The following is a 25,262-nucleotide window of genomic DNA, read 5'->3' as shown; positions in this document are numbered from 1 at the left end:
AAACCCTAGTCGACGAAGCCTGTTCCCGCCACTGCTTTACGTCGGACTGCCATTGCCCCAAATGCCCGTAGCGGCAGTGCGCCGTACGTAGTCGCCAAAGTCGCGCGCCGGCCGGCCCAGCGCCCGCTGTACACCATCGGCCACGGGTGTGTTGCGCCCGTCCAGCACAGTCGTGAAGAGATACAACACCAGATCGATAAACGCCGGAGGAAGTTGTTCCTGTTCCATTGCCTGTCGATACGCGTCCGCCGGTACGGCCACGAATTCGATCTTGCGACCGGTGGCGCGCGCAATCTCGGTCACGGCTTGAGCAAAGGTCAACGCCCGAGGGCCGGTCAGTTCATAGAGCTGGTTGCTGTGCCCGGGTTGGGTCAGTGCCGCGACGGCACACTCGGCGATGTCTTCTGCATCGACAAAGGGCTCGGCGACCTGGCCGACGGGGAGTGCAAGCTCACCTTGCACAATGGGTTCAAGAAAGTGTGCCTCGCTGAAATTCTGGCAGAACCAACTGGCTCGCAGAATCGTCCAGTCAATCCCGCTGTCCTGTACGACGCATTCGGCCTGTTGTGCTTCAACTTCGCCGCGCCCGGATAACAAGACCAGTTTGCGGACGCCGCTTTTCACTGCCAGGTCGGTGAACGCCTGGATGGTTTCAACGGCGCCTGGAACGGCGAGGTCCGGTTGAAAGGAAATGTAGACGCAATGAACGCCATCGATCACGGCGTCCCAGGTCGATCGATCTTCCCAGTCGAAGGGTGGATTGGCATCGCGCGAACCCTGGCGAACGGGCAGGCCGGCAGCCTCGAGCCGTTGTGTGATGCGCCGTCCGGTTTTGCCGGTGGCGCCGAGGACCAGCGTGATGGGTTGGGCTGTTTTCATCGCGTTCATCTCCATCGAATAATGTGAGTGATGCTCATGTTTAAAAGATGATAGATGCTCATGTTTTGCCGTCAACCCATCAGATCGAATTCCCCGACGTGTGGCATCTGTTGTTGGGCGTAGGGGATGGCGATGCTAAGGTGAGTACATGTCACGTTTTTGATCGGGAACTCACTCGTGCGCAAAAAAACCTCTGAAACCCTCGAACAGCCTGCTGCAGAAGCGGTTCGACGCAAACCCACGCAACAGCGCAGCCGTGATCGTCAGGAGCGGATTCTGGCCATGGCCACTCAATTGATCGCGGACAAGGGCAGCGATCAACTCAAGATGAGTGAAATCGCCGAGCGCTCCGAGATCTCGATCGGTTCCCTTTATCAGTACTTCCCCGACAAGAGTTCCGTGATCCGTACGCTGGCCGAGCGCTATAACGCTGAAAGCCGTCGTTGCATTGCCGAGGCAATGGAGGCTGTCGAGGATGCCCGGGGTTTGCGCGCCGCCTATTCGCAGTTGCTCGATCAGTATTACGAGATCGTGATGGCGACACCGGTGATGCGTGACATCTGGTCCGGCATGCAGGCCGACAAGCAGTTGTTGCAGCTGGAACTGGAGGAGAGCCGGGTTGCCGGAGCTCTGCTGGCCCAGGCGATGCTACGCGTGTATCCCGACTGCGACGAGCAACAGGTCGAGGAGTCCGCGTTTTTGATCTGGCACCTGGGTGAGGCGACCATGCGGTTGGCTGTCACTTGTGCACCCGTTGAGGGGCGAGCACTGGTCGAGGCGTTCAAGCGCATGTCCCTGCGCGAGATCATGCAGCCCGCGCGCAGGGACATCGACTCGCCGTAAAAACCTGACAGCTACTTCATGCTCCCTAAACGAAGGGTTGGCCGCCAAAGCCACGGGGCAATCGTTGCAGGCCGGCCATCGCGGTCAGCCGCTCGGTCCAGGCTGAACGCCAGTCATTGGCGGTGTGCACGGCTTTGGCTTTGCGTGCTGCGCGGCGGGCAGCGTTGCGCTCAGCCTTGCGGGCTTCTTTGTAGGCGTCGGTGTTTCGGCAGCTTCGGCATTTCACCCGATTGAGTTCGCGGGTCGATACGAGGTTGTTGCCGTGGTGACCGCAGGCCAGGTGCCCGCTGACTTTGAAATGAGTGACCATTGGAACGTCTCCTTCGTGACGTGTGAGCGGTTGACTCCACGTGAGCGGGGACGTTCGATTGGTTTTGCGCAACAAAAAATCCCGGTTCCAGGCCGGGTTGTGAGAAGTGATGGAAATCCAGCAGGCAGCCAAGTGCGTGGAGACGTACGGTCACCGATCATGCAGCCCGAATAGGGCCTTTTCCCGCACCGTGGATCCGCGACGGATCATCTGAACCGGGGCAAAGGCCGGTCGACAGGCTTGAGAGACGACAGCGTGTGCCGGATCAGCGGCGTGTCCTTCTCAATGTCGTTCAGGCGATCACGAATTCTGAGGGCGGTGGGGTGTCCGCCTTGATGATCGACCCAGTCAGCGATTTCCTTGCAGGCGGCGGCCAGGCGAGCCTGACGGGAGTCCAACAAGGTGAGCAGGGTGGTGATGGACTCTTTTTCGGACATGGGAAGCACCTCCGTTCAAGAAACCTGGGTGTGGCAGCAAAAAGCCCGCCTGGGGCGAGCTTTCTGCCGAAAGGGTTACTGATCCTTCAACTATCTCAGTATAGACCCGTTAAAAAAGGGTGATGAGCCGTCAACTTTGTCGGGCTGTCACTTGTGATTGAGCGTTCAACTGATGGCAAACACGCACAGCGTCTTCTTCAATATCGTAGCCATCTCCGATGAAGCCTTGGGTGCGGGTATCGGCGATGCGGTACCAGACCGCGGCATCCGGTGGCAGGTGGTCATTTTCACCTGCGCGGCGACCATGGATGATGATCTTTTTGCAACGCTTCACGACGAAAATGTCTTCCATGGCGTCTCCGCAGCTGATACGTGTTCAGTTCAACTATAGAAGTCATTGGTGATCGTGCAAAAAATAGGCAGGTCAATTCGTCGATTCAGGCGCTGACCTCTGCCCGGTGCAGTCGTGCCTTCGGATTTACGCCAGCACCGCGACCGCTTTGATTTGTGCCCACAGTGGCTGGCCCGGGTGGATGTTCAGTTGATCGCGGGAATAACGCGTGATCCGCGCAAGCAATGGCGTGCCGGCGGCGTCCAGGCGAATCAGCACGTGGGCGGCGTTGTCGGCGCTCATTTCGCTGACCACAGTGACCGGCAGGCGATTGAGAATGCTGCTTTGCCCGGTATTGCCCAGGCTCAGGCTCACATCCCGCGCCTGGACCTTGCAGCGCAGTGCCTGGCCCGCATCCAGTGGCGTATGAGGCACACGGATGTCGAGGGTGGTGCCGGGCAATTGCAGGCTCAGCAATTGATAGTCGGCGTCATAAGCGCTGACGCGACCTTCGATCACCACACCAGCGTCATCCCCCATTGCCAGGGGCAAGTCCAGGCGTGCCAGGGTCTGGCCGATCGGGCCGCTGGCCAGTGACTTGCCGTTGCTGAGCAACACGATATGGTCGGCCAGCCGCGCGACTTCATCCTGGGAGTGGCTGACGTACAGCACCGGGATGTCGAGTTCGTCGTGCAGGCGTTGCAAGTAGGGCAGGATTTCACCTTTGCGCCGGGCATCCAGCGCCGCCAGGGGTTCGTCCATCAACAACAGTTTCGGGCTGGTGAGCAAGGCGCGGGCGATGCCGACGCGCTGTCGCTCACCGCCTGAAAGGTGTTGCGGGTGCCGGTCCAGCAAATGGCTGATGCCCAGCAACTCGGTGGCGTGGGCCATGTCGACGCGGCGTTGCGGCTTGGGGATGCGCTTGAGGCCGAATGCCAGGTTGGCCAGCACCGACAGATGAGGAAACAGGCTGGCTTCCTGGAACACGTAGCCCAGCGCGCGCTTGTGCGGCGCGACGAAGATCCGGTTGTCGCTGTCTTGCCAGATTTCATCGTTGACCTGGACAAAGCCTTGCTCAGCCCGTTCCAGGCCGGCGATGCAGCGCAGGCAAGTGGTCTTGCCAGAGCCGGAGTGGCCGTAAAGCGCAGTGACGCCACGGCCAGGCACCTGCAGATCGACGTCCAGGGCGAAGCCCGAATAACGTAGTTTCAGACGCATTTGAATCATCGGTCAGCTCCAGCCCGCTTTGGTTTTACGACTGGAATACAGCGCCAGCAGGACGACAAACGAGAACACCAGCATTGCCCCGGCCAGCCAATGGGCTTGGGCATACTCCATGGCTTCGACGTGATCGTAGATCTGCACCGAGACCACGCGGGTCTTCTCGGGAATATTGCCGCCGATCATCAGCACCACGCCGAACTCGCCGACGGTGTGGGCAAAGCCGAGAATGGCCGCGGTAATGAAACCGGGGCGGGCCAGGGGCAGTGTCACGCTGAAAAAGGTATCCCAGGGATTGGCCCGCAAGGTCGCGGCCACTTCGAGCGGGCGCGTGCCAATCGAGGAAAAAGCGTTTTGCAGCGGCTGGACCACAAACGGCATCGAATACAGCACCGAACCGATGACCAGCCCCGCAAAACTGAACGTGAGGGTGCCAAGGCCCAGTGACTGGGTGAGCTGGCCAAGGTACCCGTGAGGGCCGAGGGCCAGCAACAGATAGAAACCAATCACCGTCGGTGGCAGCACCAGGGGCAGGGCGACAATCGCCCCGACCGGGCCGCGCAACCAGGAGCGGGTGCGCGACAGCCATAACGCAATCGGAGTGCCGACAATCAGCAGGATGACGGTCGTCAGGGACGCCAGTTTCAGGGTCAGCCAGATGGCGGAAAAATCGGCACTCGATAGCGACATTTAGATTTCGTAACCGTAGGACTTGATGACAGCTGCCGCTTTCGGCCCCTCGAGGTAGTCAACCAGCGCCTTGGCGGCCGGGTTGTCCTTGCCCTTGTTGAGAATCACCGCGTCTTGCTTGATCGGGTCGTGCAGGCTGGCGGGAATGATCCAGGCCGAACCGCTGGTGATCTTGCCGTCCTTGTAGATCTGCGACAGGGCGACAAAACCCAACTCGGCGTTGCCGGTGGAGACGAACTGGTAGGCCTGGCTGATGTTCTGGCCTTCAACGATCTTGTCCTTGACCTTGTCGGTCAAACCTTCCCTGGCCAGTACCTGGGTCGCCGCCAGGCCATAAGGCGCGGCTTTGGGGTTGGCGATGGACAGGTGCTGGTATTCGTTCTTTTTCAGCACATCGCCCTTGGCATCAACGTAGCCTTCCTTGGCCGACCACAGCGCCAGCGTACCGACGGCGTAGGTGAAGCGCGAACCCTTGACGGAGTCGCCTTCGGCTTCAAGCTTTTTCGGGGTGCTGTCGTCTGCCGAGAGGAACACTTCGAACGGCGCGCCGTTTTTGATCTGGGTGTAGAACTGGCCGGTGGCGCCAAAGGAGGTGACCAGTTTATGCCCGGTGTCTTTTTCGAAATCAGCGGCGATGGCCTGGATGGGGGCGGTGAAGTTGGCGGCGACAGCCACCTGGACTTCGTCCGCCTGGGCGGAGCCGAAGGCGAATACGGCGAGAAGGCTCGCCAGACAGGTCGGGGCAAAACGTGAGGCACGAATGGTCATGAAACGGCTCCGTTAAAGGCAATGACGGCAGATTAATCGTTATGTACAAAAATATATAGCGAATTGCCTTTAAACGGAATGTGTCGCCGCAGAACTGTATACAATTTTGTGTGAGAGTGATGCTCAGGGACGACCTTGCAGTCTCGCTAATCCTTCTTCAGCCAGTTTTCGAGTCAGTGCCTCGGTGGTCAATTCGACCCCGAGGGTAAATGCCTGGCCGGCCCACAGGTTGCTGAAGTCCGCTTCACCTTTGGCCCGCAACGGCGTCAGCGCGCCACCGGCAAGGGGGAAGGCCGGGGCCTTGGCGCTCATGGGCCCCAGCTCACGCATCACCCGATTGAGGATGCCCCGGGCCGGGCGGCCGGTGAACACGTTGGTGACGGCCGTCTCGCTTTCCCGGGCGGTTCGCAAGGCTTTGTGATGGGAAGGGCTGACCTTGGCCTCTGGCGTGAACAGGTATGCCGTACCCACCTGCACCGCCGAAGCACCGAGCATGAATGCGGCAGCGACACCTCGTGCGTCAGCGATGCCGCCGGCGGCAATCACCGGCACCTTCACCGCATCGACGACTTGGGGCACCAGGGCGAAAGTCCCCACCTGACTGCTCAGGTCATCGCTGAGAAACATTCCGCGATGGCCCCCGGCTTCGTAGCCCATGGCAATGATTGCATCACAACCATGCTGTTCCAGCCACACGGCTTCTGCGACGGTGGTGGCCGAGGACAGCACCTTCGCGCCAGTGGCCTTGACCCGGTCGAGCAGGGATTTTTCCGGCAGGCCAAAGTGAAAACTCACCACTTCAGGGCGAAACGCTTCGACCACTTCGCAGGCCGCGTTATCGAACGGCGCCCGGTTGGACACCGGCGTCGGCGCATCGAAGTCGGCGCCGAGTTCCTGGTAGTAAGGTTGCAGCAGGTTTTTCCAGTCCTGCGCGCGTTGCTCATCCGGAGCCGGTGGCTGATGACAGAAGAAGTTGACGTTGATCGGGCGCCGGGTGTGTTGGCGGATGGTTTTGAGCTCTTCGCGCAGTTGATCCGTGCTGAGCATTGCCGCTGGCATCGAGCCCAGGCCGCCGGCATTGCAGGCTGCAATCACCATGGAGGAGTTTGTGGCACCGGCCATCGGCCCCTGAATGATTGGCAGTTCGATCCCGAGCAGGTCAAGAATGCGGGTATCTGGCCATTGGTTCATGTGCTGTGTTCTCCGACGTTGAATCCGGGTAGGGGCGGTAGAACAGGATTTGTAACGCAACGACTGGTGCAAGGCCAGTCGTCATTTCAGCGGGTGAGGCTTATGTGTTATTTCAATTGCACCACCCACAGACTGATTCCATTGAGAGGCCGTAATGTTCAAGGGTATTTTGATCGACAAAGACGACAGCGGTTACCGGGCCACACTGCAAGAGATCCAGGACGATCAGCTACCGGAGGGCGATGTCACGGTGCGTGTGGCCTACAGCACGCTGAACTTCAAGGATGGCCTGGCGATTACCGGCAGCAGTCCGGTGGTGCGCAAATTCCCGATGGTGCCGGGGATCGACCTGGCCGGTGTCGTCGAAGTCAGCGGCCATCCGGACTACAAGGTCGGTGACCAGGTCCTGCTCAATGGCTGGGGCGTGGGTGAAGGGCATTGGGGGGGATTGGCACAGAAGGCTCGCCTGAACGGTGACTGGCTGATCCCGCTGCCCAAAGCGTTTAGTGCGGCCCAGGCGATGGCCATCGGTACGGCGGGCTACACGGCCATGCTGTGCATCCTGGCACTGGAGCACAACGGCGTGACGCCCGGGCAGGGCGACATTCTGGTGACCGGCGCCAACGGTGGCGTCGGAAGTTTTGCCATCGCCTTGCTGAGCAGGCTCGGCTACCGGGTGGTCGCGTCCACCGGACGGACCTCGGAGCACGATTACCTAAAGCAACTGGGCGCCAGCGAAATCATCGATCGCGCCACCTTGTCCGCACCGGGCAAACCGTTGGCAAAGGAGCGCTGGGCGGCCGTCATCGATTCGGTCGGCAGCCACACCCTGGCCAATGCGTGCGCAAGCACCCAGGCCAATGGCACCGTCGCGGCCTGCGGACTGGCTCAGGGCATGGACTTTCCAGCGTCCGTTGCGCCATTCATCTTGCGCGGCGTGACCCTGGTCGGCATCAACAGCGTGACCCAGCCCAAAGCCAAGCGTGTGGAGGCCTGGAGTCGCCTGGCCCGGGATCTGGACTTCAATCTGTTGCCGCTGATCAGTCACGAAATAGGCTTGAGCGAAGCCATCGAAGCCGCGCAACGCTTGCTTGCCGGGCAATTGCGCGGGCGCGTGGTGGTGGATGTGAACCGCTGATCACTGCGATTCGCGCTGCAGCAGTTGACGTTTGCGCTCGACACCCCAGCGATAGCCCGACAGGTTGCCGTCGCTGCGAACCACTCGATGGCAAGGGATCGCCACAGCCAGGCTGTTCGCGCCGCAGGCCTGGGCCACGGCGCGAACGGCTTTTGGTTGACCGATGCGTTGGGCGACATCGGCGTAGCTGGCAGTGCTGCCCACGGGAATCTCCCGCAGCGCTTGCCAGACACGCTCCTGAAACGCCGTGCCGCGTACGTCCAGCGGCAAATCAAGGCCAATGGCCGGCGCCTCGATAAAGCCGACGACCTGGGCAATCAATTGTTCGAACTCATGATCGGCACCGATCAGGTTGGCGCGGCGGAATTTGTCTTGCAGATCACAGACCAGTTGGTGCGGATCATCGCCCAGCAGGATCGCACAGACCCCGCGCTCACTCTGCGCCACCAGAATCGCGCCCAGCGAACACTGGCCGACGGCAAAACGAATATCGTTGTTTTGACCGGCCGCGCGGTAGTCCCCGGGTTTCATTCCCAGCAGTTGGTCTGCCGCTTCATAAAACCGGCTGTTGGAGTTGAAGCCAGCGTCATACAGGGCATCGGTCACCGAGCCGCCGTGCGCCAGTCGCTCGCGTACCTTGCGTGAACGATGGGCATCGGCGTAGCCCTTGGGCGTCAGGCCGGTGACGGCTTTGAACACGCGATGGAAGTGGAAGCTGCTCAGGCCCGCCGCCTCGGCCAATTCGACCAGGGCGGGCAGCGTTTGCGCGCTTTCGATCTGGCGGCACGCGGCGGCCACGGTGGCGGCATGTTGCGCGGCGAGTTCGCTCTGATCCTTCGTCGCGCGTTTGCTCGGACGATAACCCGCGGCCCGTGCCTGTTCGGCGTTATCGAAGAATTCGACATTGTGTGGCTTTGGCAAGCGCGCGAGGCTGCTGGGGTTGCAGTAGATGCCTGTGGTCTTCACCGCATAGACAAACTGCCCGTCAGCCTTGGGGTCGCGCGCAACCACGGCGGCCCAGCGCGGATCGTTTTCAGTGGCGATTTTGGTCGATCGGGTTGTCATGGCGTCACGTCCATTGAGGGGTTGCCTGCACATTAACCGTGGGGCAGTTGCCACACACTCCGGCGCTTGCGGTCAAATTCGAAGGCTTTATCCGGCGGTACGGAAGGTGAAGTTGAAGCGTTGCTCGCCCAGTTTCGGATGATGGCCGTCCTTGATCGGCAACACGCCGTGATAACGCAGGCGATCCACGCCACCCCAGACCACGATGTCGCCATGGAACAGGGGAACGCGCTGACTTTTGTCGCTGCGTGCAAAACCGCCGAACAGGAACGTCGCCGGCAAACCCAGGGATACCGAAACGATGGGGGCGGCGTAGGAATGTTCGTCCTTATCCTGATGCAATGACATTTTTGCCCCGGGGATATAACGGTTGATCAGGCAGGAATCCGGCGCAAAACCGGTGAACCCTGCTGCCTGCGCCGCCGCTTGTGCCAGTTGGAAAAACACCTCGGGCATCATTGGCCAAGGCTTTGCGGTTTGTGGATCGAGGCGGGTATACCGATAACCGCTGCGGTCAGTGGTCCAGCCGAATTGGCCACAACTGCTCAGGGCGACCGACATGGTGAAACCGCCGGGTGTGACCATCTGCCGAAACGGCGCGGCCGCCAGCACTTTTTCCAGGGCAGGCAGCAAACGCTCCAGCCAGGGCAGGGCGAAGCCTCTGAGCACGTAGGATTGCTCGCCGATCTGCTCGCGCCTGGGCTGTTGCTCGGGTTCTGCATCGGCAAACAGATCGAAAGTCTGCGGTTTCATGGGTTCATGACGCATCGTGAAAGATGATTCCAAGGGTATGCCGTTTACCGCTGTGCAGGCGACTCACGCCGTGGCGCAGGGTAACGCGGTAGTAACCGCGGGTGCCTTTGACTGGCCGCTGGTTGACCGCAAAGATCAGCCCGTCGCCTTTCTTCAGATCGATGACCATCGGGCGTGACTGCATTCGCGGGCGCTGTTCAGTCAGGACAAATTCGCCGCCGGTGAAGTCTTGATCCGGGTCTGACAGCAGGATCGCCACTTGCAGTGGAAAAACGTGCTCACCGTACAGATCCTGATGCAAACAGTTGTAGTCCTGCGGACCATATTGCAGCAACAAGGGTGTCGGACGGTTCTGACCAGCGGCATGGCAACGTTCGAGGAAGGCTGGAAGGGTTTCAGGAAAACGCTCCGGCAAGCCCATTTGTTCATGCCAGCGATTGGCGATGGGCACCAGTCGTGGGTAGAGCGCGCTGCGCAAGCGGGCCACAAGTTCCGGTAAGGGGTAGTTGAAATACTTGTACTCGCCTCGGCCGAACCCGTGGCGAGCCATCACCACGTGGGAGCGAAACAGTTCGGTGCGAGGGTACCAGGCGCTGACCTGCCCGCAAGCCTTGTGACTCAGCAGTGACGGGATGACGGCGCAGCCGTCCTGATCAAGTTGCTGCTCCAGCCGGGGCCAGTCCAGCCTGTCCAGATATTGCTCGCTCATTGCCGGGCCTCTTGTTATGGAGGTGGTCAGTCTGCAAGGCAAAAATAAAACTGGCACTCCGCTGCTTGCGGTCGAACTGCAAGCGGGAGCCGACGTCCATTGTCGCTCCGGATCGTGTTACAGCGCTTTGCTGACGCTGATGTCGCTGATGACGTCGTCCTGTCCATGAATGGCGTCCAGCGCTGCCTTGGCTTCTTCCTGGGTGCCGTTTTCAAGCTGGGCAAACTCGAAGCGGCGCTCACCGTTGAGTTTGTATTTGATGACGTACTTGGTCGTTTGGGCCACGGTTGTATCTGCCTGTCTTGTGTTTCGGGTTCGCTGATCAGCTCAGTTTCGTGCTGGAGCGGCGAATGATTTTGATCGAGTGCGTCAGGGTGGGTTTGCGCGTCACGCTGATAGCGCGGCGGTTGACGGTGTCGATCGTGATGTTCCAGAAACCGGTGCTCGGGGCTGTGATGCGGGCTGGAAACGTGTCGAATGCACCGCCGTGATAGGTATGACGACCGCCATTCTTGAAGCTGCGGAAGTTGGCGTCGTTCATCAAGCGGATGTTGCACATTTGGGAGCATTGAATGACGACGATGTCGTCTTCATTGAGGTGCTCGCGCTGATGGATAAATTTCATGAGGCGCCTCCAGAAGGGCTTTTTCTACAAAATCAAAACGATAGCATGGGCGATTGGCGCAGTTTATCAGCCCGAAGGCGTTATTATCCGGCCGCTTCGACAATTAAAAACGCTTATTTCACATTTGATGAGCGATAAAGCAGTTTGTCTCGGAGAAAAATCGCAGTTGCGCTGTCCGAGGCTCTTTAATGGAGGTTTAGTATGAAGTGGGGTTTGTGGTTGTTGCCGATGGCATTGACGATCAGTGGTTGCGCGAACGTCTCGGACATCAACGAGTCCTTGCCTACGATGAACGTGATTTCTGGCAAGAAGCCCCATGAATACGCGCAATGCCTGAGCGAAAAACTGGCCGATAGCCGAGGCGCCTTGCAGATCCAGTCGCACAAGGATGGCTTGCGCGTGATCGTGCCGCTCAAGTTTTCCGTGGGGCCGTCTGCCGTGTTTGACATCGAAGAGCGCTCCGGCGGCAGCAGCATCAAGCTGCACGAGAGCATGTCCAATGTCCCGGTACGGCCAAAGGATGTACAGAAGGCTGCCAATGAGTGCATTTCCGGCTGATAGACTATCGACCATCAGCCCCGATGCCGCCAAAGCCCTGCTTTGGCGGCATCGTTATTTCTGGAGTCGAACATGAAGCGAGAGCAGGTCCGGGAGCGGCATGCAGAGGGTTTAATCTCTGCCACCCATGTGATTCAAAATCCGGCGGAACTGGGGGAATGGATCGTGTTTTTCAAGAAAAGTGCCGGGCGCAGCTATTTCCTGGTGGATGACAATGATGAAGTCGAGTCCTTCAGCCGCCTTGATGATCTGATCGATACCGTGCGCGGGCTTGGAATCAAATTCGCCGAAATCCATATGTAGGGCGTGGCGCGTTACCTGCAGATCACCACGACGCTGCGGCTCTTGTAGTTACCGACGTCGGCGCCGAGGGTCTTTTCGCTCTCCTTGAGCGAGGGGGTGCCATCGGTTCCGACAATCTTGTAGCCGGTGCCCGCGCAGGACGCATCGGCCTTTTCGTAGCACGCAGCCCAGGAGTTGGCTTCCCCTGAGCAATCAATCGATAGACCTTGCTCTCCGTTAGCCAGGTAGGTTTGTTCCGACGTTGCACAGCCGCTCAGGGCCAATACTGTCAGCAAAGGCAAAACTTTATTCATGGCTTGATCATCGTCAGGGGGGGCTAAGGCTGAGACAGCGCCGGATTCAAAAGGTTATAGCCAAAGGCCACTTATTTTTCGGTATTCATAAAAAAGCCCTGCGCCATGGCAGGGCTTTTCGCATCGGGCGTCGATCAGCTCTTGTCCTTGCCGCGTCGCTTGGGTTCCGGGTGCTCAAGCTCCAGCACCGAGGCTACTTCGATTGCCAGGGCTTCGGAAGGGAAAGGCCCGGCGATATTTTCACCGGCGACACTGGCCACCCACCATTGGCCGTCTTTCTCCTGATTGATCAGGAATCCGTTGATGCTTTTTACTGCCGACATCTACTTGCCTCGTTGTCTGGTTCAATCGCGCCATGATACCGCCAAACGCCCTCAAGGGGTGCCGATGGGCGTATGGTGATGGGTTCCGGGCGGTGGAAACCGTGCATTTGCGCAAGTCTCTGCTATGCATAAGAGGCTGCGCAGCGACTTGCGCATCGCGGCAGGGAACTATCGGCAAGAATATTTCTCTATGTTGGCATCGGTTAGCCAGCGCGGGGCATTGTAAGGTGCACGCCGCCTGATTAGACTGCGCCGAAACTCGTACACACAGCCCTTTCAAGGACTTATATGATCAAGAAATGCTTGTTCCCAGCAGCCGGTTACGGTACTCGCTTCCTGCCAGCGACTAAAGCCATGCCCAAAGAAATGCTGCCGGTGGTGAACAAGCCACTGATCCAGTACGGCGTCGAAGAAGCACTGGATGCCGGCTTGACCGAAATCTCCATCGTCACCGGTCGCGGCAAGCGCGCCCTGGAAGACCACTTCGATATCAGCTACGAGCTGGAAAACCAGATCAAGGGCACCGACAAGGAGAAATACCTGGTCGGCATCCGCAAGCTGCTCGACGAGTGCTCGTTCTCGTACACCCGTCAGACCGAAATGAAAGGCCTGGGCCACGCGATCCTCACCGGCCGTCCACTGATCGGTGACGAACCGTTCGCCGTGGTGCTGGCGGACGACCTGTGCGTAAACCTCGAAGGCGACGGCGTTCTGACCCAGATGGTCAAGCTGTACAAGCAGTTCCGCTGCTCGATCGTGGCCATCCAGGAAGTCGATCCGTCCGAGACCAACAAGTACGGCGTAATCGCCGGCGAGATGATCCGCGACGACATCTACCGCGTACACAGCATGGTTGAAAAACCAAAGCCGGAAGACGCACCGTCGAACCTGGCCATCATCGGCCGCTACATCCTGACCCCGGACATCTTCGACCTGATCGAACAGACCGAGCCAGGCAAGGGCGGCGAAATCCAGATCACCGACGCCCTGATGAAGCAGGCCCAGAACGGCTGCGTGATGGCCTACAAGTTCAAGGGCAAGCGTTTCGACTGCGGCGGCGCCGAAGGCTACATCGACGCGACCAACTTCTGCTTCGAGAACTTCTACAAGACGGGCAAGGCGTACTGATTGCCAGAGTTGCTCGTGTTGGAAATCGAACTCCGCTCTGTGTAAAAAACACAGGTGAGGGATCAAGCAAACGCCCCGACTTCGTTCGGGGCGTTTGCTTTTGTATAGGAAAATGTACGCAGGGGGGCGCAAAGGTAGGTATCGCCTGACATCCATCGGTAGGCGTTGCGAAGGAAAATCCTGATTTGTTAATTGCAGGGGTAAACGATGGTTGTTGCGGCTAAAAACCTCTGTAATAAATGGGATATACCAGAGCCGAGTTGCTCGGCGTGACTGATTTCACGTCAAGGGCGCGCTTAAAGTCCCTGGGGTTTATAGGGAAATGGAGTTTCGTGAATGGCGTTAACAGGATACGTAACCCTAAAACGATGGTTGGCTCTAAGCGTACTGATGCTGCCGGTACTGCTGGTAACAATTGACAGTACGGTGCTTGGGTTCGCGTTGCCAAAGATTGCCGAGGCCCTGCGTCCGAGTGCTGGCCAGCAGTTGTGGATGATCGACGCTTATTCGCTGGTATTGGCGGGATTGCTGGTGTCGATGGGGAGTCTGGGAGATCGAGTCGGTCATCGTAAGTTGTTGCTGGCCGGGTCTTTGGGTTTTGCGATTGTGTCGGTGCTAACCGCGTATTCCGATACCGCCACGCAACTGATTGCCGGGCGAGCTTGTATGGGCATTTTCGGTGCAATGCTGATGCCCTCAACGTTGGCGCTGATACGTTCGCTGTTCGAGGACCGAGAAGAACGCAGACTGGCGGTCGCGATCTGGGCAACGACGTTGACGGTCGGCTCGGCACTCGGACCTTTGGTGGGCGGGGTGTTGCTGGAGTTCTTCAGGTGGGGGGCGATTTTCCTGTTGGCGGTGCCCGTGCTGGTGCCACTGCTGGTGTTGGGGCCACTGTTGTTGCCTGAATCCGAGCGAGATGCTTCAGGGCCGTTGGATCCGATAAGCATACTGCAATCAATGGTAGCCCTTGGTGCCATTGTTTACGGCATTAAACACAGCGCCAGTAATGGTATCGACTGGATGGCGCTGACAGCATTTGCATTAGGTGCAGTTGCGGGCTGGATGTTTGTGCGTCGACAGTTACGTCTGCCAGTGCCGCTGATGGACCTGAGTCTGTTCCGTAGTGGCACCTTTAGCGGCTCTATGGTGATCAATTTGATGAGTCTCGCGTTTCTCGTCGGCTTCGTATTCTTTACCACTCAGTTTCTGCAGATCGTTCTTCAGATGTCGCCCTTGAGTGCTAGCCTCGCGTTGGTTCCTGGTCAGGTCATGGCGATTGTAGTGGGGATTGCGGTCGTGCCTGTCGCACAGCGATTACAGGTGCATGTGCTGATACCGATTCTGATGGCGTTTGCTGGAGCGGCGTTTTTGTTGGTCGCCAGCATGGGCAGTAGTCTGACCGTTCTAGTGGTGGCTTTTGCCTTGCTGAACATTGGCGTGGGCGCGATCGCGACGGTGTCCAATGATGTGATTTTGTCAGCCGCACCACCGGCAAAGGCGGGCGCGGCGTCGGCCATTAGCGAAACGGCCTATGAAGTGGGCGTAGTTTTGGGGACGACTGTGCTCGGCGGGGTCGTCACAGCCTACTATCGCGGTGCATTGCAGCTTCCGGGGTTCCTCAGCGAAGTGCAGTTGATGCTGGCGAGTGAGACGCTGTCTGGCGCCTATCATGTGGCGGCAGACTTGTCGGGTGATCAAGCAAGGGAGTTGATGGCGCAGGCGGGAAGGGCATTCGAAGGTGGAATTGGTTTGGTTTCGTGGGTGACGTTCGGCTTGGCACTTATGGCAATTTTGATTGCTTGGTGCACCCTGCGGATACCGAAAACGCAATCTGCAAAGGGGCATTGATCGAAAACGAAGATTGGGCCGCGCATCGCACGGCCCGAGCATTTCAGCACAATGCTTGCTCGGCGGCCGTCCGCAGGTATGCTGGTCACCTGCCGAGGAGATTGAAAATGGCCTACGATTTTGACCTTTACGTGATTGGTGCCGGTTCCGGTGGTGTGCGGGCTGCGCGGTTCGCCGCCGGGTTCGGTGCGAAAGTGGCCGTGGCCGAGAGCCGCTACCTGGGCGGTACCTGTGTGAACGTCGGCTGCGTGCCGAAAAAGTTGCTGGTCTACGGTGCGCACTTTGCCGAAGACTTCGAGCAGGCTTCCGGTTTTGGCTGGGGCCTGGATGAGGCGCAGTTCGACTGGCCGACGTTGATCGCCAACAAGGACCGCGAGATCAATCGCCTCAATGGCATTTATCGCAACCTGCTGGTCAACAGCGGCGTGACCTTGCATGAAGGCCACGCGAAGATCGTCGATCCGCATCAGGTCGAGATCAATGGTGAGCGTTTTACCGCCAGGAACATCCTGATCGCCACCGGCGGCTGGCCGCAGATTCCGGAGATTCCGGGGCATGAGCATGCCATCAGTTCCAACCAGGCGTTCTTCCTCAAAGAGCTGCCCAAGCGGGTGCTGGTGGTGGGCGGTGGCTACATTGCGGTCGAGTTCGCCGGGATCTTCCATGGCTTGGGTGCCAAGACCACGCTGTTGTATCGCGGTGAACTGTTCCTGCGCGGCTTCGATGGTTCCGTGCGCAAGCATTTGCAGGAAGAGTTGACCAGGCGCGGCATGGACCTGCAATTCAACGCGGACATCGAGCGCATCGACAAGCTGGCCGATGGCAGCCTGAAAGTAACGCTCAAGGATGGTCGCCAGCTGGAAGCCGATTGCGTGTTCTACGCCACGGGTCGTCGTCCGATGCTGGACAATCTGGGGCTGGAAAACACCGGGGTCAAACTCGACGGGAAAGGCTTTGTCGAGGTCGATGAGCTGTATCAAACCGCCGAGCCGTCGATCCTCGCGCTGGGCGATGTGATCGGCCGTGTTCAGTTGACGCCGGTGGCCCTGGCTGAAGGCATGGCAGTGGCGCGACGCCTGTTCAAGCCAGAGCAGTATCGTCCGGTGGATTACAAGATGATCCCGACGGCGGTTTTCAGCCTGCCGAACATCGGCACCGTCGGTTTGACCGAGGAAGAGGCTCGCGAAGCCGGTCACAAGGTGCAGATCTTCGAAAGCCGATTCCGGCCGATGAAGCTGACCCTGACCGAATGCCAGGAGCGCACGCTGATGAAACTGGTGGTGGACGCCAACACCGACAAGGTCCTGGGTTGCCACATGGTCGGTCCGGAAGCCGGTGAAATCGTCCAGGGCCTGGCGATTGCCTTGAAGGCCGGCGCCACCAAGCGCGACTTCGACGAAACCATCGGGGTGCACCCGACGGCCGCCGAAGAGTTCGTCACCATGCGTACGCCGGTCGCCGGTTAAGCGTCCTTCGCTGCGTCTGCCGCTGCCGCAAGGGTCGCGGCCAGACGTACGCGTTCTTCCAGATCCGCCCGGGTCTTGGCCAGATCCATTTCCAGTGACCTGTTGAGTTGCGACTGCTCGTCGACGTTCTGCTTGAGTGCCTGGCTTTCCAGCAGGGCGACGCGCAGGCGTTCCTGGAGGAGGGTGCGCTCACCGTCGACGCGGGTGGCTTGTTCCAGCAACTGATCCTGGCGGGTATTGCTTTGCTTGAGCTGTTCTTGCAGCAGGCTCAGTTCGCGCAGCGTGCCGCGGTTTTCAGTCAGCAAGCGTTCGTTGTCGCGGTGCAGTTGGGTGATTTCATCCTGACGTACCAGTGCGCTTTGTTGCGCCTGACGCAGTTCCATCTGCAGCTGTTGCACCTGGCCTTCGTGGCGACTCATTTCCTGTTCGCGCTGTTCCTTGACCGCATTGCGGTAGTGCTCCAGTGCGTCGCGAGTGTGCAGGTGTTTTTCTTCAAGGGAGCGGATCTGCTCGTCCTTGTCTTTCAAGCGCAATTCGAAATCGGCCAGCGCCTGATTCAATCCGGCGTTGCGGGTTTGCTCCGTTTGCAGCATGGCTCGGGTTTCTTGCAGGGCCTCGGATTCCTGTGTCAGCGCCAGGCTTTGAAACTCGTATTGCTGGTGCAGTTCGCTGTTGTCCTCTTGCGCTTCGCCGAGCTGGTTTTCCAGGGCCTTGCGTTGTTCTTCGTACTGCGCGCGCGCCTGATCAATGGGCTCTTGCGCCTGCTCCTTGAGTCTTTGCGCGAGCCGCGCCACCAGCGCCATCAGTTCGTCGTCGATCGGTTCTGTCGGCGCCTCAACAGGTTCGACCCGGTCATCGAGCTCCTTGAGGTAGCGATGAATCGTGGTTTTCGAACCGGTATTGCCCATTTCGATGCGTACGGCATCGATGCTGGGGTTTTCGCCGCGGGCGAGGATCGCCAACCGAGCGGCTTGAACCACCGCTTTATTTACACCGCCGCGTGCCATGAGATCTCCCGGGTTTTGATGATGTGGTACGTACCACGTAAATACACATTGTACCATTCAATTTAAGAAGTTGAATGCTGAATCTTACTAACACGGGATATACTGGTATTACCCCGTGTGATCGAAATTTCCAGGTATTCCTCGCACTGTTTCCGTACACCAACCCTTGTAGGAGCGAGCTTGCTCGCGAAAAACCTGAGAACGCCGCGGGGTACCTGCCAGCCAGCGTTATCGTTGACGATCATCGCGAGCGAACTCGCTCCTACAGTCGGTTAAAACAGGTTCATTTCCTATGAGCGATATGGATCGCTATCTGCAAGCAGCGACTCGCGACAACACCCGTCGCAGCTATCGGGCAGCCATCGAACACTTCGAAGTCACGTGGGGCGGTTTTCTGCCGGCAACCGGCGACAGCGTGGCGCGCTACCTGGTGGCCCATGCCGGCGTGTTGTCGATCAACACACTGAAACTGCGTTTGTCGGCATTGGCGCAGTGGCACAGTAGCCAGGGCTTTGCCGATCCCACCAAGGCGCCGGTGGTGCGCAAAGTTTTCAAGGGCATTCGCGCTCTGCACCCGGCCCAGGAAAAACAGGCAGAACCCTTGCAGCTTCAGCACCTGGAACAGGTGGTCAGGTGTCTGGAGCAAGAAGTGCAGACAGCCAGGGCCGCAGATGACCGACCGGGGTTACTGCGGGCCAGGCGCGACATGGCCCTGATCCTGTTGGGCTTCTGGCGTGGCTTTCGCAGTGATGAGTTGTGCCGGCTTCAGGTGGAACACGTGCAGGCCAGCGCCGGTTCCGGCATCAGTCTCTATCTGCCGCGTAGCAAGAGTGATCGCGATAACCTTGGCAAGACCTATCAGACACCGGCCTTGCAACGCTTGTGTCCGGTGCAGGCATATATCGACTGGATTACCGAGGCGGCACTGGTGCGGGGGCCGGTGTTCCGTGGCATCGACCGCTGGGGGCATCTGGGCGAGGAGGGGTTGCACGCCAACAGCGTGATTCCGTTATTGCGTCAGGCGTTGGCGCGAGCGGGTATCGCGGGTGAGCTTTACACCAGTCATTCCTTGCGTCGCGGCTTTGCCACCTGGGCGCATCAAAGTGGCTGGGATCTGAAGTCGCTGATGAGCTATGTGGGCTGGAAGGACATGAAGTCGGCTATGCGCTACATCGAAGCCAGTCCGTTTCTCGGCATGGCGCGTATCACGGAAAAGCCCGTCTCACCCTAGATACCGTTTTCTTCTATTAATACAGCTGGCTAATAGCGAAAGCCAATCAGCAGCATCAGGTTTGCCAATGAGCCTTCCGTTCGTCGAGTGGGTAAAGTTCTTTCCATCAACTTCTTAACCCCCTGACGGAGAGTCAACGATGCCTATCATCAACAGCCAAGTTAAACCGTTCAAAGCTGACGCATTCAAAAATGGCGACTTCGTAAAAGTCTCGGACGCAGACCTGAAAGGCAAATGGTCTGTGGTGTTCTTCTACCCGGCGGACTTCACCTTCGTCTGCCCGACCGAGCTGGAAGACCTGGCTGACAACTACGACGCGTTCCAGAAACTGGGCGTCGAGATCTACAGCGTTTCCACCGACACCCATTTCGCCCATGCTGCCTGGCACAACACTTCGCCAGCCATCGGCAAGATCCAGTACACCATGATCGGCGACCCGACCCACGCCATCTCCCGCAACTTCGACGTGCTGATCGAAGAAGCAGGCCTGGCTGACCGCGGCACCTTCGTGATCAACCCGGAAGGCCAGATCAAGATCGTTGAACTCAACGACGGCGGTGTAGGCCGTGACGCATCCGAGCTGCTGCGCAAGATCAAGGCTGCCCAGTACGTCGCTGCTCACCCAGGTCAGGTCTGCCCAGCCAAGTGGAAAGAAGGCGAGGCCACTCTGGCGCCGTCCCTGGACCTGGTCGGCAAGATCTAAGTCTGTGATCGCACCTTCAGGGCGGAATTCCGCACCTACTCGGTAAGCTGCACCGCCCAATAAAAACGCCCGGGCGAGATTCGCTCGGGCGTTTTTTTATGCCTGCTCTAAATGTATCAGTCAAAAGGAAATCGCCCGTATGTTGGACGCCAATCTTAAAGCCCAGTTGAAATCGTACCTGGAACGGGTCACCCAGCCGATCGAGATCGTTGCCTCCCTCGACGACGGTGCGAAATCCCAGGAAATGCTTGAATTGCTGAAAGACGTTGCCAGTCTTTCCAGCCAGATCACTTTGCTCGACAACGGTGACGATGCACGCAAGCCATCGTTCTCGATCAATCGCCCGGGAGCCGATATCAGCCTGCGTTTCGCCGGCATTCCGATGGGCCACGAATTCACTTCGCTGGTGCTGGCCTTGCTGCAAGTCGGCGGCCACCCTTCGAAGGCCAGTGTCGAAGTGATCGAACAGATCCGCTCGCTCAAAGGCGAGTTCAAATTCGAGACTTACTTCTCGCTGTCCTGCCAGAACTGCCCGGACGTGGTCCAGGCGCTGAACCTGATGGCGGTACTGAACCCGAACATTCGCCACGTCGCCATTGACGGCGCGCTGTTCCAGGCTGAAGTCGATGAGCGCCAGATCATGGCGGTCCCCAGCATCTACCTTAACGGTGTGAACTTCGGCCAGGGCCGCATGGGCCTGGAAGAAATCCTCGCCAAGATTGACACCAGCGGCATCGAACGCCAGGCCGAGAAGATCAGCGCCAAAGAAGTCTTTGACGTGCTGGTGGTCGGCGGTGGCCCGGCTGGTGCTTCGGCGGCAATCTACGCGGCCCGCAAAGGCATTCGCACCGGTGTCGCGGCCGAACGTTTTGGTGGGCAGGTGCTGGACACCATGGCCATTGAGAACTTTATCTCGGTGCAGGAAACCGAAGGCCCGAAACTGGCTGTGGCCCTGGAAGAGCACGTCAAGCAGTACGACGTGGACATCATGAACCTGCAGCGTGCCGACAAACTGGTACCCGGCAAGAATGGCGAGCTGCATCAGATTCACTTCGCCAGCGGCGCATCGTTGAAGGCCAGGACCGTGATTCTGGCGACCGGTGCCAGGTGGCGTGAAATGAACGTGCCGGGCGAACAGCAATACCGCAACAAAGGCGTGGCGTACTGCCCGCACTGCGATGGTCCGTTGTTCAAGGGCAAGCGCGTGGCAGTGATTGGTGGTGGCAACTCGGGTGTCGAAGCGGCCATCGACCTGGCCGGTATCGTGTCTCATGTCACGCTGCTGGAGTTCGATGTGCAGTTGCGGGCCGATGCGGTATTGCAGCGCAAGTTGCACAGCCTGCCGAACGTCACCGTGATCACCAGTGCGCAAACCACTGAAGTCAGCGGCGACGGTCAGAAGGTCAACGGCCTGCGCTACAAGGATCGGCAGAGCGATGAATTGCGCAGTGTGGAACTGGAAGGGATCTTCGTGCAGATCGGTCTGCTGCCCAACACCGATTGGCTCAAAGGCACCGTTGAGTTATCGCCCCGTGGCGAGATCATCGTCGATGCTCGCGGTGAAACGTCGGTGCCGGGTGTGTTCGCTGCCGGCGACGTGACCACGGTGCCGTACAAGCAGATCGTGATCGCGGTGGGCGAGGGCGCCAAGGCTTCTCTCAGCGCTTTCGATCACTTGATCCGGACCTCGGCTCCGGCATAAATCGGACGCTGAAACACAAAGCCCTGTAGGAGCGAGCTCGCGATGGTCGTCAACGATAACGCTGCTTGGCAAGTGCCCCGCGGCGTTGTCGGGTTTTTCGCGAGCAAGCTCGCTCCTACAAAGGGGTATCGGCGCCGGCTCTGAAAACACAAAACCCCATGATTGATCATGGGGTTTTGTGTTTCACACATTCCAAATGTGGGATTTGTTGTGAGGGTTACAGCGGTGCTGGCTGAATGATCTCGACCCAATAGGCGTCCGGATCCTTGATGAACGCCAGGCTCTTCATGCGGCCATCACTCAAGCGTTTCTGGAAATCGCAGCCCAGTGCTTCAAAGCGCTCGCAGGCGGCGACGACGTCCGGCACCGAGATGCAGATGTGGCCAAAACCGCGCGGGTCGGTGTTGCCATTGTGGTAGGCGAAATCCGCGTCGTTCTCGGTGCCGTGGTTGTGAGTCAGCTCCAGGATGCCGGGGATAGATTTCATCCACTCGGTGCGTGCAGCGGCGTCGGCCGGGATCTGGTTCTTGTCCACCAGCGCCAGGAAATACAGGCTGAACTCGGCTTCCGGGAAATCGCGTTTTTCCACCAGGGTAAAACCCAGGATGCGTGTGTAGAAATCCAGGGACTTGGTGATGTCCTTGACCCGCAGCATGGTGTGGTTGAAGACAAATTTCTGTGTGGCGGCGTCCGGTTGGGCGGTGACGCCGGGGAAGGTATTCAATTCGTGCAGGCTCATGGGCCCTCCGGGAAATATGTGGGCTAACGAATGGCGACAATGATACGCAAGGGTTCGGACATCACCAAACCCAAACGGTCGGCTATTGCCTGACAGCCGGACTGGGCCCAGACTTTACGACTTGAACCTTGAGTGCCCATTGCAATGATTCGCTTCCGTAACGTGCTGTTCATCCTGTTGAGCCTGCTTTCGCTGGCTGGCGCTGCTCGCGCCGATGCGCCAGTGGTGACCTGGCCGCAAGGCTGGCAGGTCGAAGACGTGCCTGAATCGGCGTCGGGGGTCAGTCGCCAGCGGGCGGTGAAAAATGATCAGGATGGATCGCCGCTCATGGTGATGGAACTGACCATGAGCCCGGTGCAAAGCGATCATCAGGTAAACCTCGAAGGCGTACTGCTAGAGATGCGCAAGTCGGTTCAAAAAGACTTCTTTCAGGGCGGATATCAAAGTGTCTGCACGCGCATTCATTCGACTACGTTGAGTCGATTGGCCGCGCTGGAAACAACCTGCACCATCACGCAAAACGGCAGGCATGTGCTTTCTCAAACATTGGTGGCCGCGGTGGATGCCGATAAGGCCTATGTTCTTTCCTACGCAGGGCAGGCCGAGGCTTATAAGGCGAGCCAGGATGAAATAGACGCTGCCCGTAACAGCTTGAAACTTTAGTAAGCGCCAGTGCTTTTTCGGTGCATGAAAAATATTTTAGATATCCAAATGGATTAAGCACAAAGTTGATGGCAGTTAGTAATTGTCGGGTGTCGGCCCCGGACATTTAGATAGCCCATGAAAAAGCCCTGCATAAGCAGGGCTTTTTTGTCGCCGCGAGAGTTAGCCACGCAACCAGGAATCAACGGTGGCTGCACCGTACTGTTCTTTCCAGGCTTTCAGGCCGCGGTGGTTGCCGCCCTTGGTTTCAATCAGCTCGCCGGTGTGCGGGTTCTGATAAACCTTGACCACACGGGCGCGGCGGGTTTTAGGGGCGGCTGCCTGCAGCAGGCCGGATTTTGCCGGGTTAGGATCGAGAATGGCAATGATGTCGCGCAGGCTCTTGCCATAGGTTTTCATCAAGCCCTGGAGCTTCTCTTCGAATTCAATTTCTTTCTTGAGCCCGGCATCGTTCTTCAGGGATTCCAACTGCTTGAGCTGTTCTTGAAGGGCCTTTTCGGCTGCACGAAATTCAGCGAGTCTGGACAATATCTTTACTCCAATAGTGTGTTTGGTTGATGCCAACCGCAAACAAAGCTATAAGCCAAGAGCCTTGAAGCGACTCGGTGATAGTGGCTCACCTGCCAATCTAGCGCAGGCATCAAAAATTGTAGTAGTTAATTGGCCAAGAGTAAATCCTGTCTTTTTCTTCATGTAACGTCAGTAGTGTTTTGATTCAAATTGGTGCGGGTAATCGTTTGTTTTGACGATTGAATTCGCGAGTTAATGGTCGCTTAATGCACTAATGAATTCCTCACCGGGCATGGGTTTGCCGAACAGATAACCCTGCAGGAAGTTGACCTGGTGAACGCTCAGGTAATCACTCTGTTCGCGGGTTTCGACGCCTTCAGCCACCAGGGCAAGGTCGAGTTTGACCGCCAGTTCGATGATGCTGTCGAGGATGTGGCTCGACAGTGTGTCGACGCCGATCATGGCGACAAAACTCTGGTCGATTTTCAGAAAATCGACATTGAACTGCCGCAGGTAGCCAAGGCTTGAGTGGCCGGTGCCGAAGTCATCGATGGCGATTTTTACACCCAGTTCGCGAAGTTGTTCGAACAGTTGCAGGGTGATGGCCGTGGGCTCGATCAATTCACGCTCGGTCAGTTCCAGTACCAGATGGATCGAGCCAGGCTCGAACGCATCTAGAAACTCGCGGCAATCCTTGACCAGTTCCAGGTCCTGGCAATGGCTGGCGGTGATGTTGATGCCAATGTGAAACGGTTTGTTGAAGCTGGCCGATTGCGGTGCGAGCAGGGCGGCGGTTTGTCGCATCAGTGAGCGGGTCATCGGCACGATCAGCCCGGAGTGCTCTGCAAACGGAATAAACAGATCCGGACGCACCAGGCCTTCCTTTGGATGTTGCCAGCGCATCAGCACTTCAGCGCCGGACCAGCTTTTGCTATCGCCATGCACCACGGGCTGGAAATACGGAATGAACTCTGAAGCTTCCAGTGCCCGCTGCATTTCCTGGGTAGGTGCCGAGGAGCGCTTTTGCAGGACGTGACCGATAGCCCCGGCAATCACACCGAAGAAAATCAGCAGACTGAGCAGCGGCGGATATTCGCTGCGTATGTATCGCCAGATTTCGCCTTTGGGAAAACCGGCTTCCACGACAAAAGCATAGCGCCCGGAGGTCAAGCGACTTTGCGCAACGGGCAGGTCAGGCGCAGTGCCGGTATGAACCTTGCCATCGGCGGATATCCAGTCCGGGCCAACTTGCAGTGCCAGCAAGGTATTGCGACCGATCAGGCGCAGGGTATTAATCAAGTGATAACCATCGAGGGTCGACAGTGCGCCTTTTTTTCCTTCGCTCAGCCGGTACACCAGCACGGCGGTGTTGGGCGTTACCGGATTGCCGCTCAAGAGCCATAAGGCGCCCTGGGTGTAGTCACCAGGGTTGACCCTCTCCTGGTAGTCGCCGAACAGAGAGCTGCAATAGAGGTTGTTGTCCCACACCAGATTGGTTGAACGCACGAAGGGGCGGCGAGTGACCTGCTCGCGCAGCGCCAGTGTGACTTCACCGCAACTTTGGCCTGCCAGCGGCAGCAATTCACGAGCAGCCTGGGCGTTGTTGTCGAGCATCAGGTCGAACTGACGAACCGCTTCTTCGGCGGTTTGTTCGGCGTCTTGTTTGAGCGCACGCCCTGCTTGCATGTAAAGAATGGCGGCCCCCAGCAGCACCGGGAGCAAGCCACTGATCAGAGTGACGACAATTTTTGTGCTGCGACTGCGGGTTTTGGCTTTCAGCGGCATTCGCGAGTCCTGTCACGAAGATGTAAGGCTCTCAATTGAT

30 protein-coding genes are annotated in these 25,262 nt (G+C 58.4%); 11 read left to right on the top strand and 19 right to left on the bottom strand.

Annotated elements, in window-relative coordinates; all coding sequences use genetic code 11:
- Positions 1 to 36 precede the first annotated feature (36 nt).
- Entirely contained in the window at positions 37 to 879 is an 843-nt protein-coding gene (locus tag AC3WTM_RS08290; protein ID WP_102670448.1) for an NAD(P)H-binding protein, read from the bottom strand.
- 177 nt (positions 880 to 1,056) lie between these two features.
- Here AC3WTM_RS08290 and AC3WTM_RS08285 point away from each other — a divergent pair, with 177 nt between their 5' ends.
- Positions 1,057 to 1,722 (top strand): TetR/AcrR family transcriptional regulator, encoded by a 666-nt coding sequence (locus tag AC3WTM_RS08285; RefSeq protein WP_102670447.1) that lies wholly within the window; start codon positions 1,057 to 1,059, stop codon positions 1,720 to 1,722.
- 25 nt (positions 1,723 to 1,747) lie between these two features.
- Here the strand turns inward: AC3WTM_RS08285 and AC3WTM_RS08280 are convergent, their stop codons facing one another.
- The 7 genes from AC3WTM_RS08280 to AC3WTM_RS08250 form a co-directional block, all read right to left on the bottom strand.
- Positions 1,748 to 2,032 carry a hypothetical protein gene (locus AC3WTM_RS08280; protein WP_057714648.1) on the bottom strand — a complete coding sequence of 95 codons (285 nt, stop codon included), beginning with the start codon at positions 2,030 to 2,032 and terminating at the stop codon, positions 1,748 to 1,750.
- Positions 2,033 to 2,238: 206 nt separating this feature from the next.
- Positions 2,239 to 2,469 carry a hypothetical protein gene (locus AC3WTM_RS08275; RefSeq protein ID WP_057714650.1) on the bottom strand — a complete coding sequence of 77 codons (231 nt, stop codon included), beginning with the start codon at positions 2,467 to 2,469 and terminating at the stop codon, positions 2,239 to 2,241.
- Positions 2,470 to 2,599: 130 nt separating this feature from the next.
- A complete protein-coding gene (locus tag AC3WTM_RS08270; protein ID WP_102670446.1) occupies positions 2,600 to 2,821 on the bottom strand; it encodes a hypothetical protein in 222 nt (73 codons plus the stop codon).
- A gap of 126 nt (positions 2,822 to 2,947) precedes the next feature.
- Positions 2,948 to 4,027: a molybdenum ABC transporter ATP-binding protein gene (modC, locus tag AC3WTM_RS08265; protein WP_102670445.1), complete on the bottom strand. Its 1,080-nt coding sequence runs from the start codon at positions 4,025 to 4,027 to the stop codon at positions 2,948 to 2,950.
- A 3-nt stretch (positions 4,028 to 4,030) separates the two neighbouring features.
- A complete protein-coding gene (gene modB / locus AC3WTM_RS08260) occupies positions 4,031 to 4,711 on the bottom strand; it encodes a molybdate ABC transporter permease subunit (protein ID WP_090455483.1) in 681 nt (226 codons plus the stop codon).
- Positions 4,712 to 5,479: a molybdate ABC transporter substrate-binding protein gene (gene modA, locus AC3WTM_RS08255; protein ID WP_102670444.1), complete on the bottom strand. Its 768-nt coding sequence runs from the start codon at positions 5,477 to 5,479 to the stop codon at positions 4,712 to 4,714.
- A 123-nt stretch (positions 5,480 to 5,602) separates the two neighbouring features.
- A complete protein-coding gene (locus AC3WTM_RS08250; RefSeq protein ID WP_102670443.1) occupies positions 5,603 to 6,670 on the bottom strand; it encodes an NAD(P)H-dependent flavin oxidoreductase in 1,068 nt (355 codons plus the stop codon).
- Positions 6,671 to 6,824: 154 nt separating this feature from the next.
- On the opposite strand from AC3WTM_RS08250, the gene acuI reads away from it, so the two are divergent.
- Positions 6,825 to 7,808, top strand: coding sequence for an acrylyl-CoA reductase (NADPH) (gene acuI / locus AC3WTM_RS08245; RefSeq protein WP_102670442.1), 984 nt, complete (start codon positions 6,825 to 6,827; stop codon positions 7,806 to 7,808).
- Here acuI and ada read toward each other — a convergent pair whose 3' ends face one another.
- The 5 genes from ada to AC3WTM_RS08220 form a co-directional block, all read right to left on the bottom strand.
- The gene (gene ada / locus AC3WTM_RS08240; RefSeq protein ID WP_102670441.1) at positions 7,809 to 8,873 is read right to left on the bottom strand and encodes a bifunctional DNA-binding transcriptional regulator/O6-methylguanine-DNA methyltransferase Ada; all 1,065 of its coding nucleotides are present in this window, start codon (positions 8,871 to 8,873) and stop codon (positions 7,809 to 7,811) included.
- Between the two features lie 87 nt (positions 8,874 to 8,960).
- Positions 8,961 to 9,641, bottom strand: coding sequence for a DNA oxidative demethylase AlkB (alkB, locus tag AC3WTM_RS08235; RefSeq protein ID WP_102670440.1), 681 nt, complete (start codon positions 9,639 to 9,641; stop codon positions 8,961 to 8,963).
- Complete coding sequence (locus tag AC3WTM_RS08230; protein WP_102670439.1) at positions 9,631 to 10,335, bottom strand: 2OG-Fe(II) oxygenase; 705 nt, start codon at positions 10,333 to 10,335, stop codon at positions 9,631 to 9,633. Before AC3WTM_RS08230 ends, alkB begins: the two co-directional genes overlap by 11 nt.
- A gap of 117 nt (positions 10,336 to 10,452) precedes the next feature.
- Positions 10,453 to 10,620, bottom strand: coding sequence for a hypothetical protein (locus tag AC3WTM_RS08225; RefSeq protein ID WP_090455470.1), 168 nt, complete (start codon positions 10,618 to 10,620; stop codon positions 10,453 to 10,455).
- Positions 10,621 to 10,657: 37 nt separating this feature from the next.
- Positions 10,658 to 10,960, bottom strand: coding sequence for a DUF1883 domain-containing protein (locus AC3WTM_RS08220; RefSeq protein ID WP_007912251.1), 303 nt, complete (start codon positions 10,958 to 10,960; stop codon positions 10,658 to 10,660).
- A 201-nt stretch (positions 10,961 to 11,161) separates the two neighbouring features.
- Here AC3WTM_RS08220 and AC3WTM_RS08215 point away from each other — a divergent pair, with 201 nt between their 5' ends.
- Positions 11,162 to 11,518, top strand: a complete 357-nt coding sequence (locus AC3WTM_RS08215) for a hypothetical protein (protein WP_057714660.1) — start codon at positions 11,162 to 11,164, stop codon at positions 11,516 to 11,518.
- A 72-nt stretch (positions 11,519 to 11,590) separates the two neighbouring features.
- A complete protein-coding gene (locus tag AC3WTM_RS08210) occupies positions 11,591 to 11,821 on the top strand; it encodes a hypothetical protein (protein ID WP_008053025.1) in 231 nt (76 codons plus the stop codon).
- A gap of 11 nt (positions 11,822 to 11,832) precedes the next feature.
- On the opposite strand, the gene AC3WTM_RS08205 is transcribed toward AC3WTM_RS08210, so the two are convergent.
- Both AC3WTM_RS08205 and AC3WTM_RS08200 read right to left on the bottom strand, forming a co-directional pair.
- Positions 11,833 to 12,114, bottom strand: coding sequence for a hypothetical protein (locus AC3WTM_RS08205; protein WP_102670438.1), 282 nt, complete (start codon positions 12,112 to 12,114; stop codon positions 11,833 to 11,835).
- Between the two features lie 134 nt (positions 12,115 to 12,248).
- Entirely contained in the window at positions 12,249 to 12,437 is a 189-nt protein-coding gene (locus AC3WTM_RS08200) for a hypothetical protein (RefSeq protein WP_102670437.1), read from the bottom strand.
- Between the two features lie 288 nt (positions 12,438 to 12,725).
- Here AC3WTM_RS08200 and galU point away from each other — a divergent pair, with 288 nt between their 5' ends.
- The 3 genes from galU to gorA all read left to right on the top strand — a co-directional run bounded on the left by galU (position 12,726) and on the right by gorA (position 16,882).
- Positions 12,726 to 13,565: a UTP--glucose-1-phosphate uridylyltransferase GalU gene (galU, locus tag AC3WTM_RS08195; RefSeq protein WP_056724500.1), complete on the top strand. Its 840-nt coding sequence runs from the start codon at positions 12,726 to 12,728 to the stop codon at positions 13,563 to 13,565.
- 336 nt (positions 13,566 to 13,901) lie between these two features.
- Positions 13,902 to 15,416: an MFS transporter gene (locus AC3WTM_RS08190; protein WP_102670436.1), complete on the top strand. Its 1,515-nt coding sequence runs from the start codon at positions 13,902 to 13,904 to the stop codon at positions 15,414 to 15,416.
- Positions 15,417 to 15,523: 107 nt separating this feature from the next.
- A complete protein-coding gene (gene gorA / locus AC3WTM_RS08185) occupies positions 15,524 to 16,882 on the top strand; it encodes a glutathione-disulfide reductase (protein ID WP_102670435.1) in 1,359 nt (452 codons plus the stop codon).
- On the opposite strand, the gene AC3WTM_RS08180 is transcribed toward gorA, so the two are convergent.
- Positions 16,879 to 17,889: a DNA-binding protein gene (locus AC3WTM_RS08180; protein WP_102670434.1), complete on the bottom strand. Its 1,011-nt coding sequence runs from the start codon at positions 17,887 to 17,889 to the stop codon at positions 16,879 to 16,881. The genes gorA and AC3WTM_RS08180 overlap by 4 nt on opposite strands.
- Positions 17,890 to 18,181: 292 nt before the next feature.
- On the opposite strand from AC3WTM_RS08180, the gene AC3WTM_RS08175 reads away from it, so the two are divergent.
- The 3 genes from AC3WTM_RS08175 to ahpF all read left to right on the top strand — a co-directional run bounded on the left by AC3WTM_RS08175 (position 18,182) and on the right by ahpF (position 21,525).
- Positions 18,182 to 19,120, top strand: a complete 939-nt coding sequence (locus tag AC3WTM_RS08175; RefSeq protein WP_102670432.1) for a site-specific integrase — start codon at positions 18,182 to 18,184, stop codon at positions 19,118 to 19,120.
- A gap of 139 nt (positions 19,121 to 19,259) precedes the next feature.
- Complete coding sequence (ahpC, locus tag AC3WTM_RS08170; RefSeq protein WP_007975937.1) at positions 19,260 to 19,823, top strand: alkyl hydroperoxide reductase subunit C; 564 nt, start codon at positions 19,260 to 19,262, stop codon at positions 19,821 to 19,823.
- A 139-nt stretch (positions 19,824 to 19,962) separates the two neighbouring features.
- On the top strand, positions 19,963 to 21,525 hold the full coding sequence (gene ahpF, locus AC3WTM_RS08165; protein WP_102670431.1) for an alkyl hydroperoxide reductase subunit F: 1,563 nt from the start codon (positions 19,963 to 19,965) through the stop codon (positions 21,523 to 21,525).
- 217 nt (positions 21,526 to 21,742) lie between these two features.
- Here the strand turns inward: ahpF and gloA are convergent, their stop codons facing one another.
- On the bottom strand, positions 21,743 to 22,264 hold the full coding sequence (gene gloA, locus AC3WTM_RS08160) for a lactoylglutathione lyase (RefSeq protein WP_102670430.1): 522 nt from the start codon (positions 22,262 to 22,264) through the stop codon (positions 21,743 to 21,745).
- A 144-nt stretch (positions 22,265 to 22,408) separates the two neighbouring features.
- Between gloA and AC3WTM_RS08155 the strand changes: the two genes are divergently transcribed.
- Complete coding sequence (locus AC3WTM_RS08155; RefSeq protein WP_102670429.1) at positions 22,409 to 22,927, top strand: DUF4946 domain-containing protein; 519 nt, start codon at positions 22,409 to 22,411, stop codon at positions 22,925 to 22,927.
- Positions 22,928 to 23,089: 162 nt separating this feature from the next.
- Here AC3WTM_RS08155 and AC3WTM_RS08150 read toward each other — a convergent pair whose 3' ends face one another.
- Entirely contained in the window at positions 23,090 to 23,455 is a 366-nt protein-coding gene (locus AC3WTM_RS08150) for a histone-like nucleoid-structuring protein, MvaT/MvaU family (protein WP_008051761.1), read from the bottom strand.
- Positions 23,456 to 23,689: 234 nt separating this feature from the next.
- Positions 23,690 to 25,222 carry an EAL domain-containing protein gene (locus AC3WTM_RS08145; protein WP_102670428.1) on the bottom strand — a complete coding sequence of 511 codons (1,533 nt, stop codon included), beginning with the start codon at positions 25,220 to 25,222 and terminating at the stop codon, positions 23,690 to 23,692.
- Between the last annotated feature and the right edge of the window lie 40 nt (positions 25,223 to 25,262).

The organism is Pseudomonas sp. EU05-FHT14B02 (genome assembly GCF_058791055.1).
This window is presented reverse-complemented; position numbering and strand designations above follow the sequence as displayed.

What these genes read in the sequence shown, in the direction of transcription:
- modC (WP_102670445.1), bottom strand. Translation starts at nt 4,027, where the DNA reads ATGATTCAAATGCGTCTGAAACTACGTTATTCGGGCTTCGCCCTGGAC.
- AC3WTM_RS08230 (WP_102670439.1), bottom strand. Translation starts at nt 10,335, where the DNA reads ATGAGCGAGCAATATCTGGACAGGCTGGACTGGCCCCGGCTGGAGCAG.
- AC3WTM_RS08250 (WP_102670443.1), bottom strand. Translation starts at nt 6,670, where the DNA reads ATGAACCAATGGCCAGATACCCGCATTCTTGACCTGCTCGGGATCGAA.
- gloA (WP_102670430.1), bottom strand. Translation starts at nt 22,264, where the DNA reads ATGAGCCTGCACGAATTGAATACCTTCCCCGGCGTCACCGCCCAACCG.
- AC3WTM_RS08270 (WP_102670446.1), bottom strand. Translation starts at nt 2,821, where the DNA reads ATGGAAGACATTTTCGTCGTGAAGCGTTGCAAAAAGATCATCATCCAT.
- acuI (WP_102670442.1), top strand. Translation starts at nt 6,825, where the DNA reads ATGTTCAAGGGTATTTTGATCGACAAAGACGACAGCGGTTACCGGGCC.
- gorA (WP_102670435.1), top strand. Translation starts at nt 15,524, where the DNA reads ATGGCCTACGATTTTGACCTTTACGTGATTGGTGCCGGTTCCGGTGGT.
- ahpC (WP_007975937.1), top strand. Translation starts at nt 19,260, where the DNA reads ATGCCTATCATCAACAGCCAAGTTAAACCGTTCAAAGCTGACGCATTC.
- AC3WTM_RS08215 (WP_057714660.1), top strand. Translation starts at nt 11,162, where the DNA reads ATGAAGTGGGGTTTGTGGTTGTTGCCGATGGCATTGACGATCAGTGGT.
- ahpF (WP_102670431.1), top strand. Translation starts at nt 19,963, where the DNA reads ATGTTGGACGCCAATCTTAAAGCCCAGTTGAAATCGTACCTGGAACGG.
- AC3WTM_RS08275 (WP_057714650.1), bottom strand. Translation starts at nt 2,469, where the DNA reads ATGTCCGAAAAAGAGTCCATCACCACCCTGCTCACCTTGTTGGACTCC.
- alkB (WP_102670440.1), bottom strand. Translation starts at nt 9,641, where the DNA reads ATGCGTCATGAACCCATGAAACCGCAGACTTTCGATCTGTTTGCCGAT.
- ada (WP_102670441.1), bottom strand. Translation starts at nt 8,873, where the DNA reads ATGACAACCCGATCGACCAAAATCGCCACTGAAAACGATCCGCGCTGG.
- AC3WTM_RS08190 (WP_102670436.1), top strand. Translation starts at nt 13,902, where the DNA reads ATGGCGTTAACAGGATACGTAACCCTAAAACGATGGTTGGCTCTAAGC.
- AC3WTM_RS08280 (WP_057714648.1), bottom strand. Translation starts at nt 2,032, where the DNA reads ATGGTCACTCATTTCAAAGTCAGCGGGCACCTGGCCTGCGGTCACCAC.
- galU (WP_056724500.1), top strand. Translation starts at nt 12,726, where the DNA reads ATGATCAAGAAATGCTTGTTCCCAGCAGCCGGTTACGGTACTCGCTTC.
- AC3WTM_RS08205 (WP_102670438.1), bottom strand. Translation starts at nt 12,114, where the DNA reads ATGAATAAAGTTTTGCCTTTGCTGACAGTATTGGCCCTGAGCGGCTGT.
- AC3WTM_RS08220 (WP_007912251.1), bottom strand. Translation starts at nt 10,960, where the DNA reads ATGAAATTTATCCATCAGCGCGAGCACCTCAATGAAGACGACATCGTC.
- modB (WP_090455483.1), bottom strand. Translation starts at nt 4,711, where the DNA reads ATGTCGCTATCGAGTGCCGATTTTTCCGCCATCTGGCTGACCCTGAAA.
- AC3WTM_RS08200 (WP_102670437.1), bottom strand. Translation starts at nt 12,437, where the DNA reads ATGTCGGCAGTAAAAAGCATCAACGGATTCCTGATCAATCAGGAGAAA.
- AC3WTM_RS08290 (WP_102670448.1), bottom strand. Translation starts at nt 879, where the DNA reads ATGAAAACAGCCCAACCCATCACGCTGGTCCTCGGCGCCACCGGCAAA.
- AC3WTM_RS08155 (WP_102670429.1), top strand. Translation starts at nt 22,409, where the DNA reads ATGATTCGCTTCCGTAACGTGCTGTTCATCCTGTTGAGCCTGCTTTCG.
- AC3WTM_RS08210 (WP_008053025.1), top strand. Translation starts at nt 11,591, where the DNA reads ATGAAGCGAGAGCAGGTCCGGGAGCGGCATGCAGAGGGTTTAATCTCT.
- modA (WP_102670444.1), bottom strand. Translation starts at nt 5,479, where the DNA reads ATGACCATTCGTGCCTCACGTTTTGCCCCGACCTGTCTGGCGAGCCTT.
- AC3WTM_RS08180 (WP_102670434.1), bottom strand. Translation starts at nt 17,889, where the DNA reads ATGGCACGCGGCGGTGTAAATAAAGCGGTGGTTCAAGCCGCTCGGTTG.
- AC3WTM_RS08145 (WP_102670428.1), bottom strand. Translation starts at nt 25,222, where the DNA reads ATGCCGCTGAAAGCCAAAACCCGCAGTCGCAGCACAAAAATTGTCGTC.
- AC3WTM_RS08175 (WP_102670432.1), top strand. Translation starts at nt 18,182, where the DNA reads ATGAGCGATATGGATCGCTATCTGCAAGCAGCGACTCGCGACAACACC.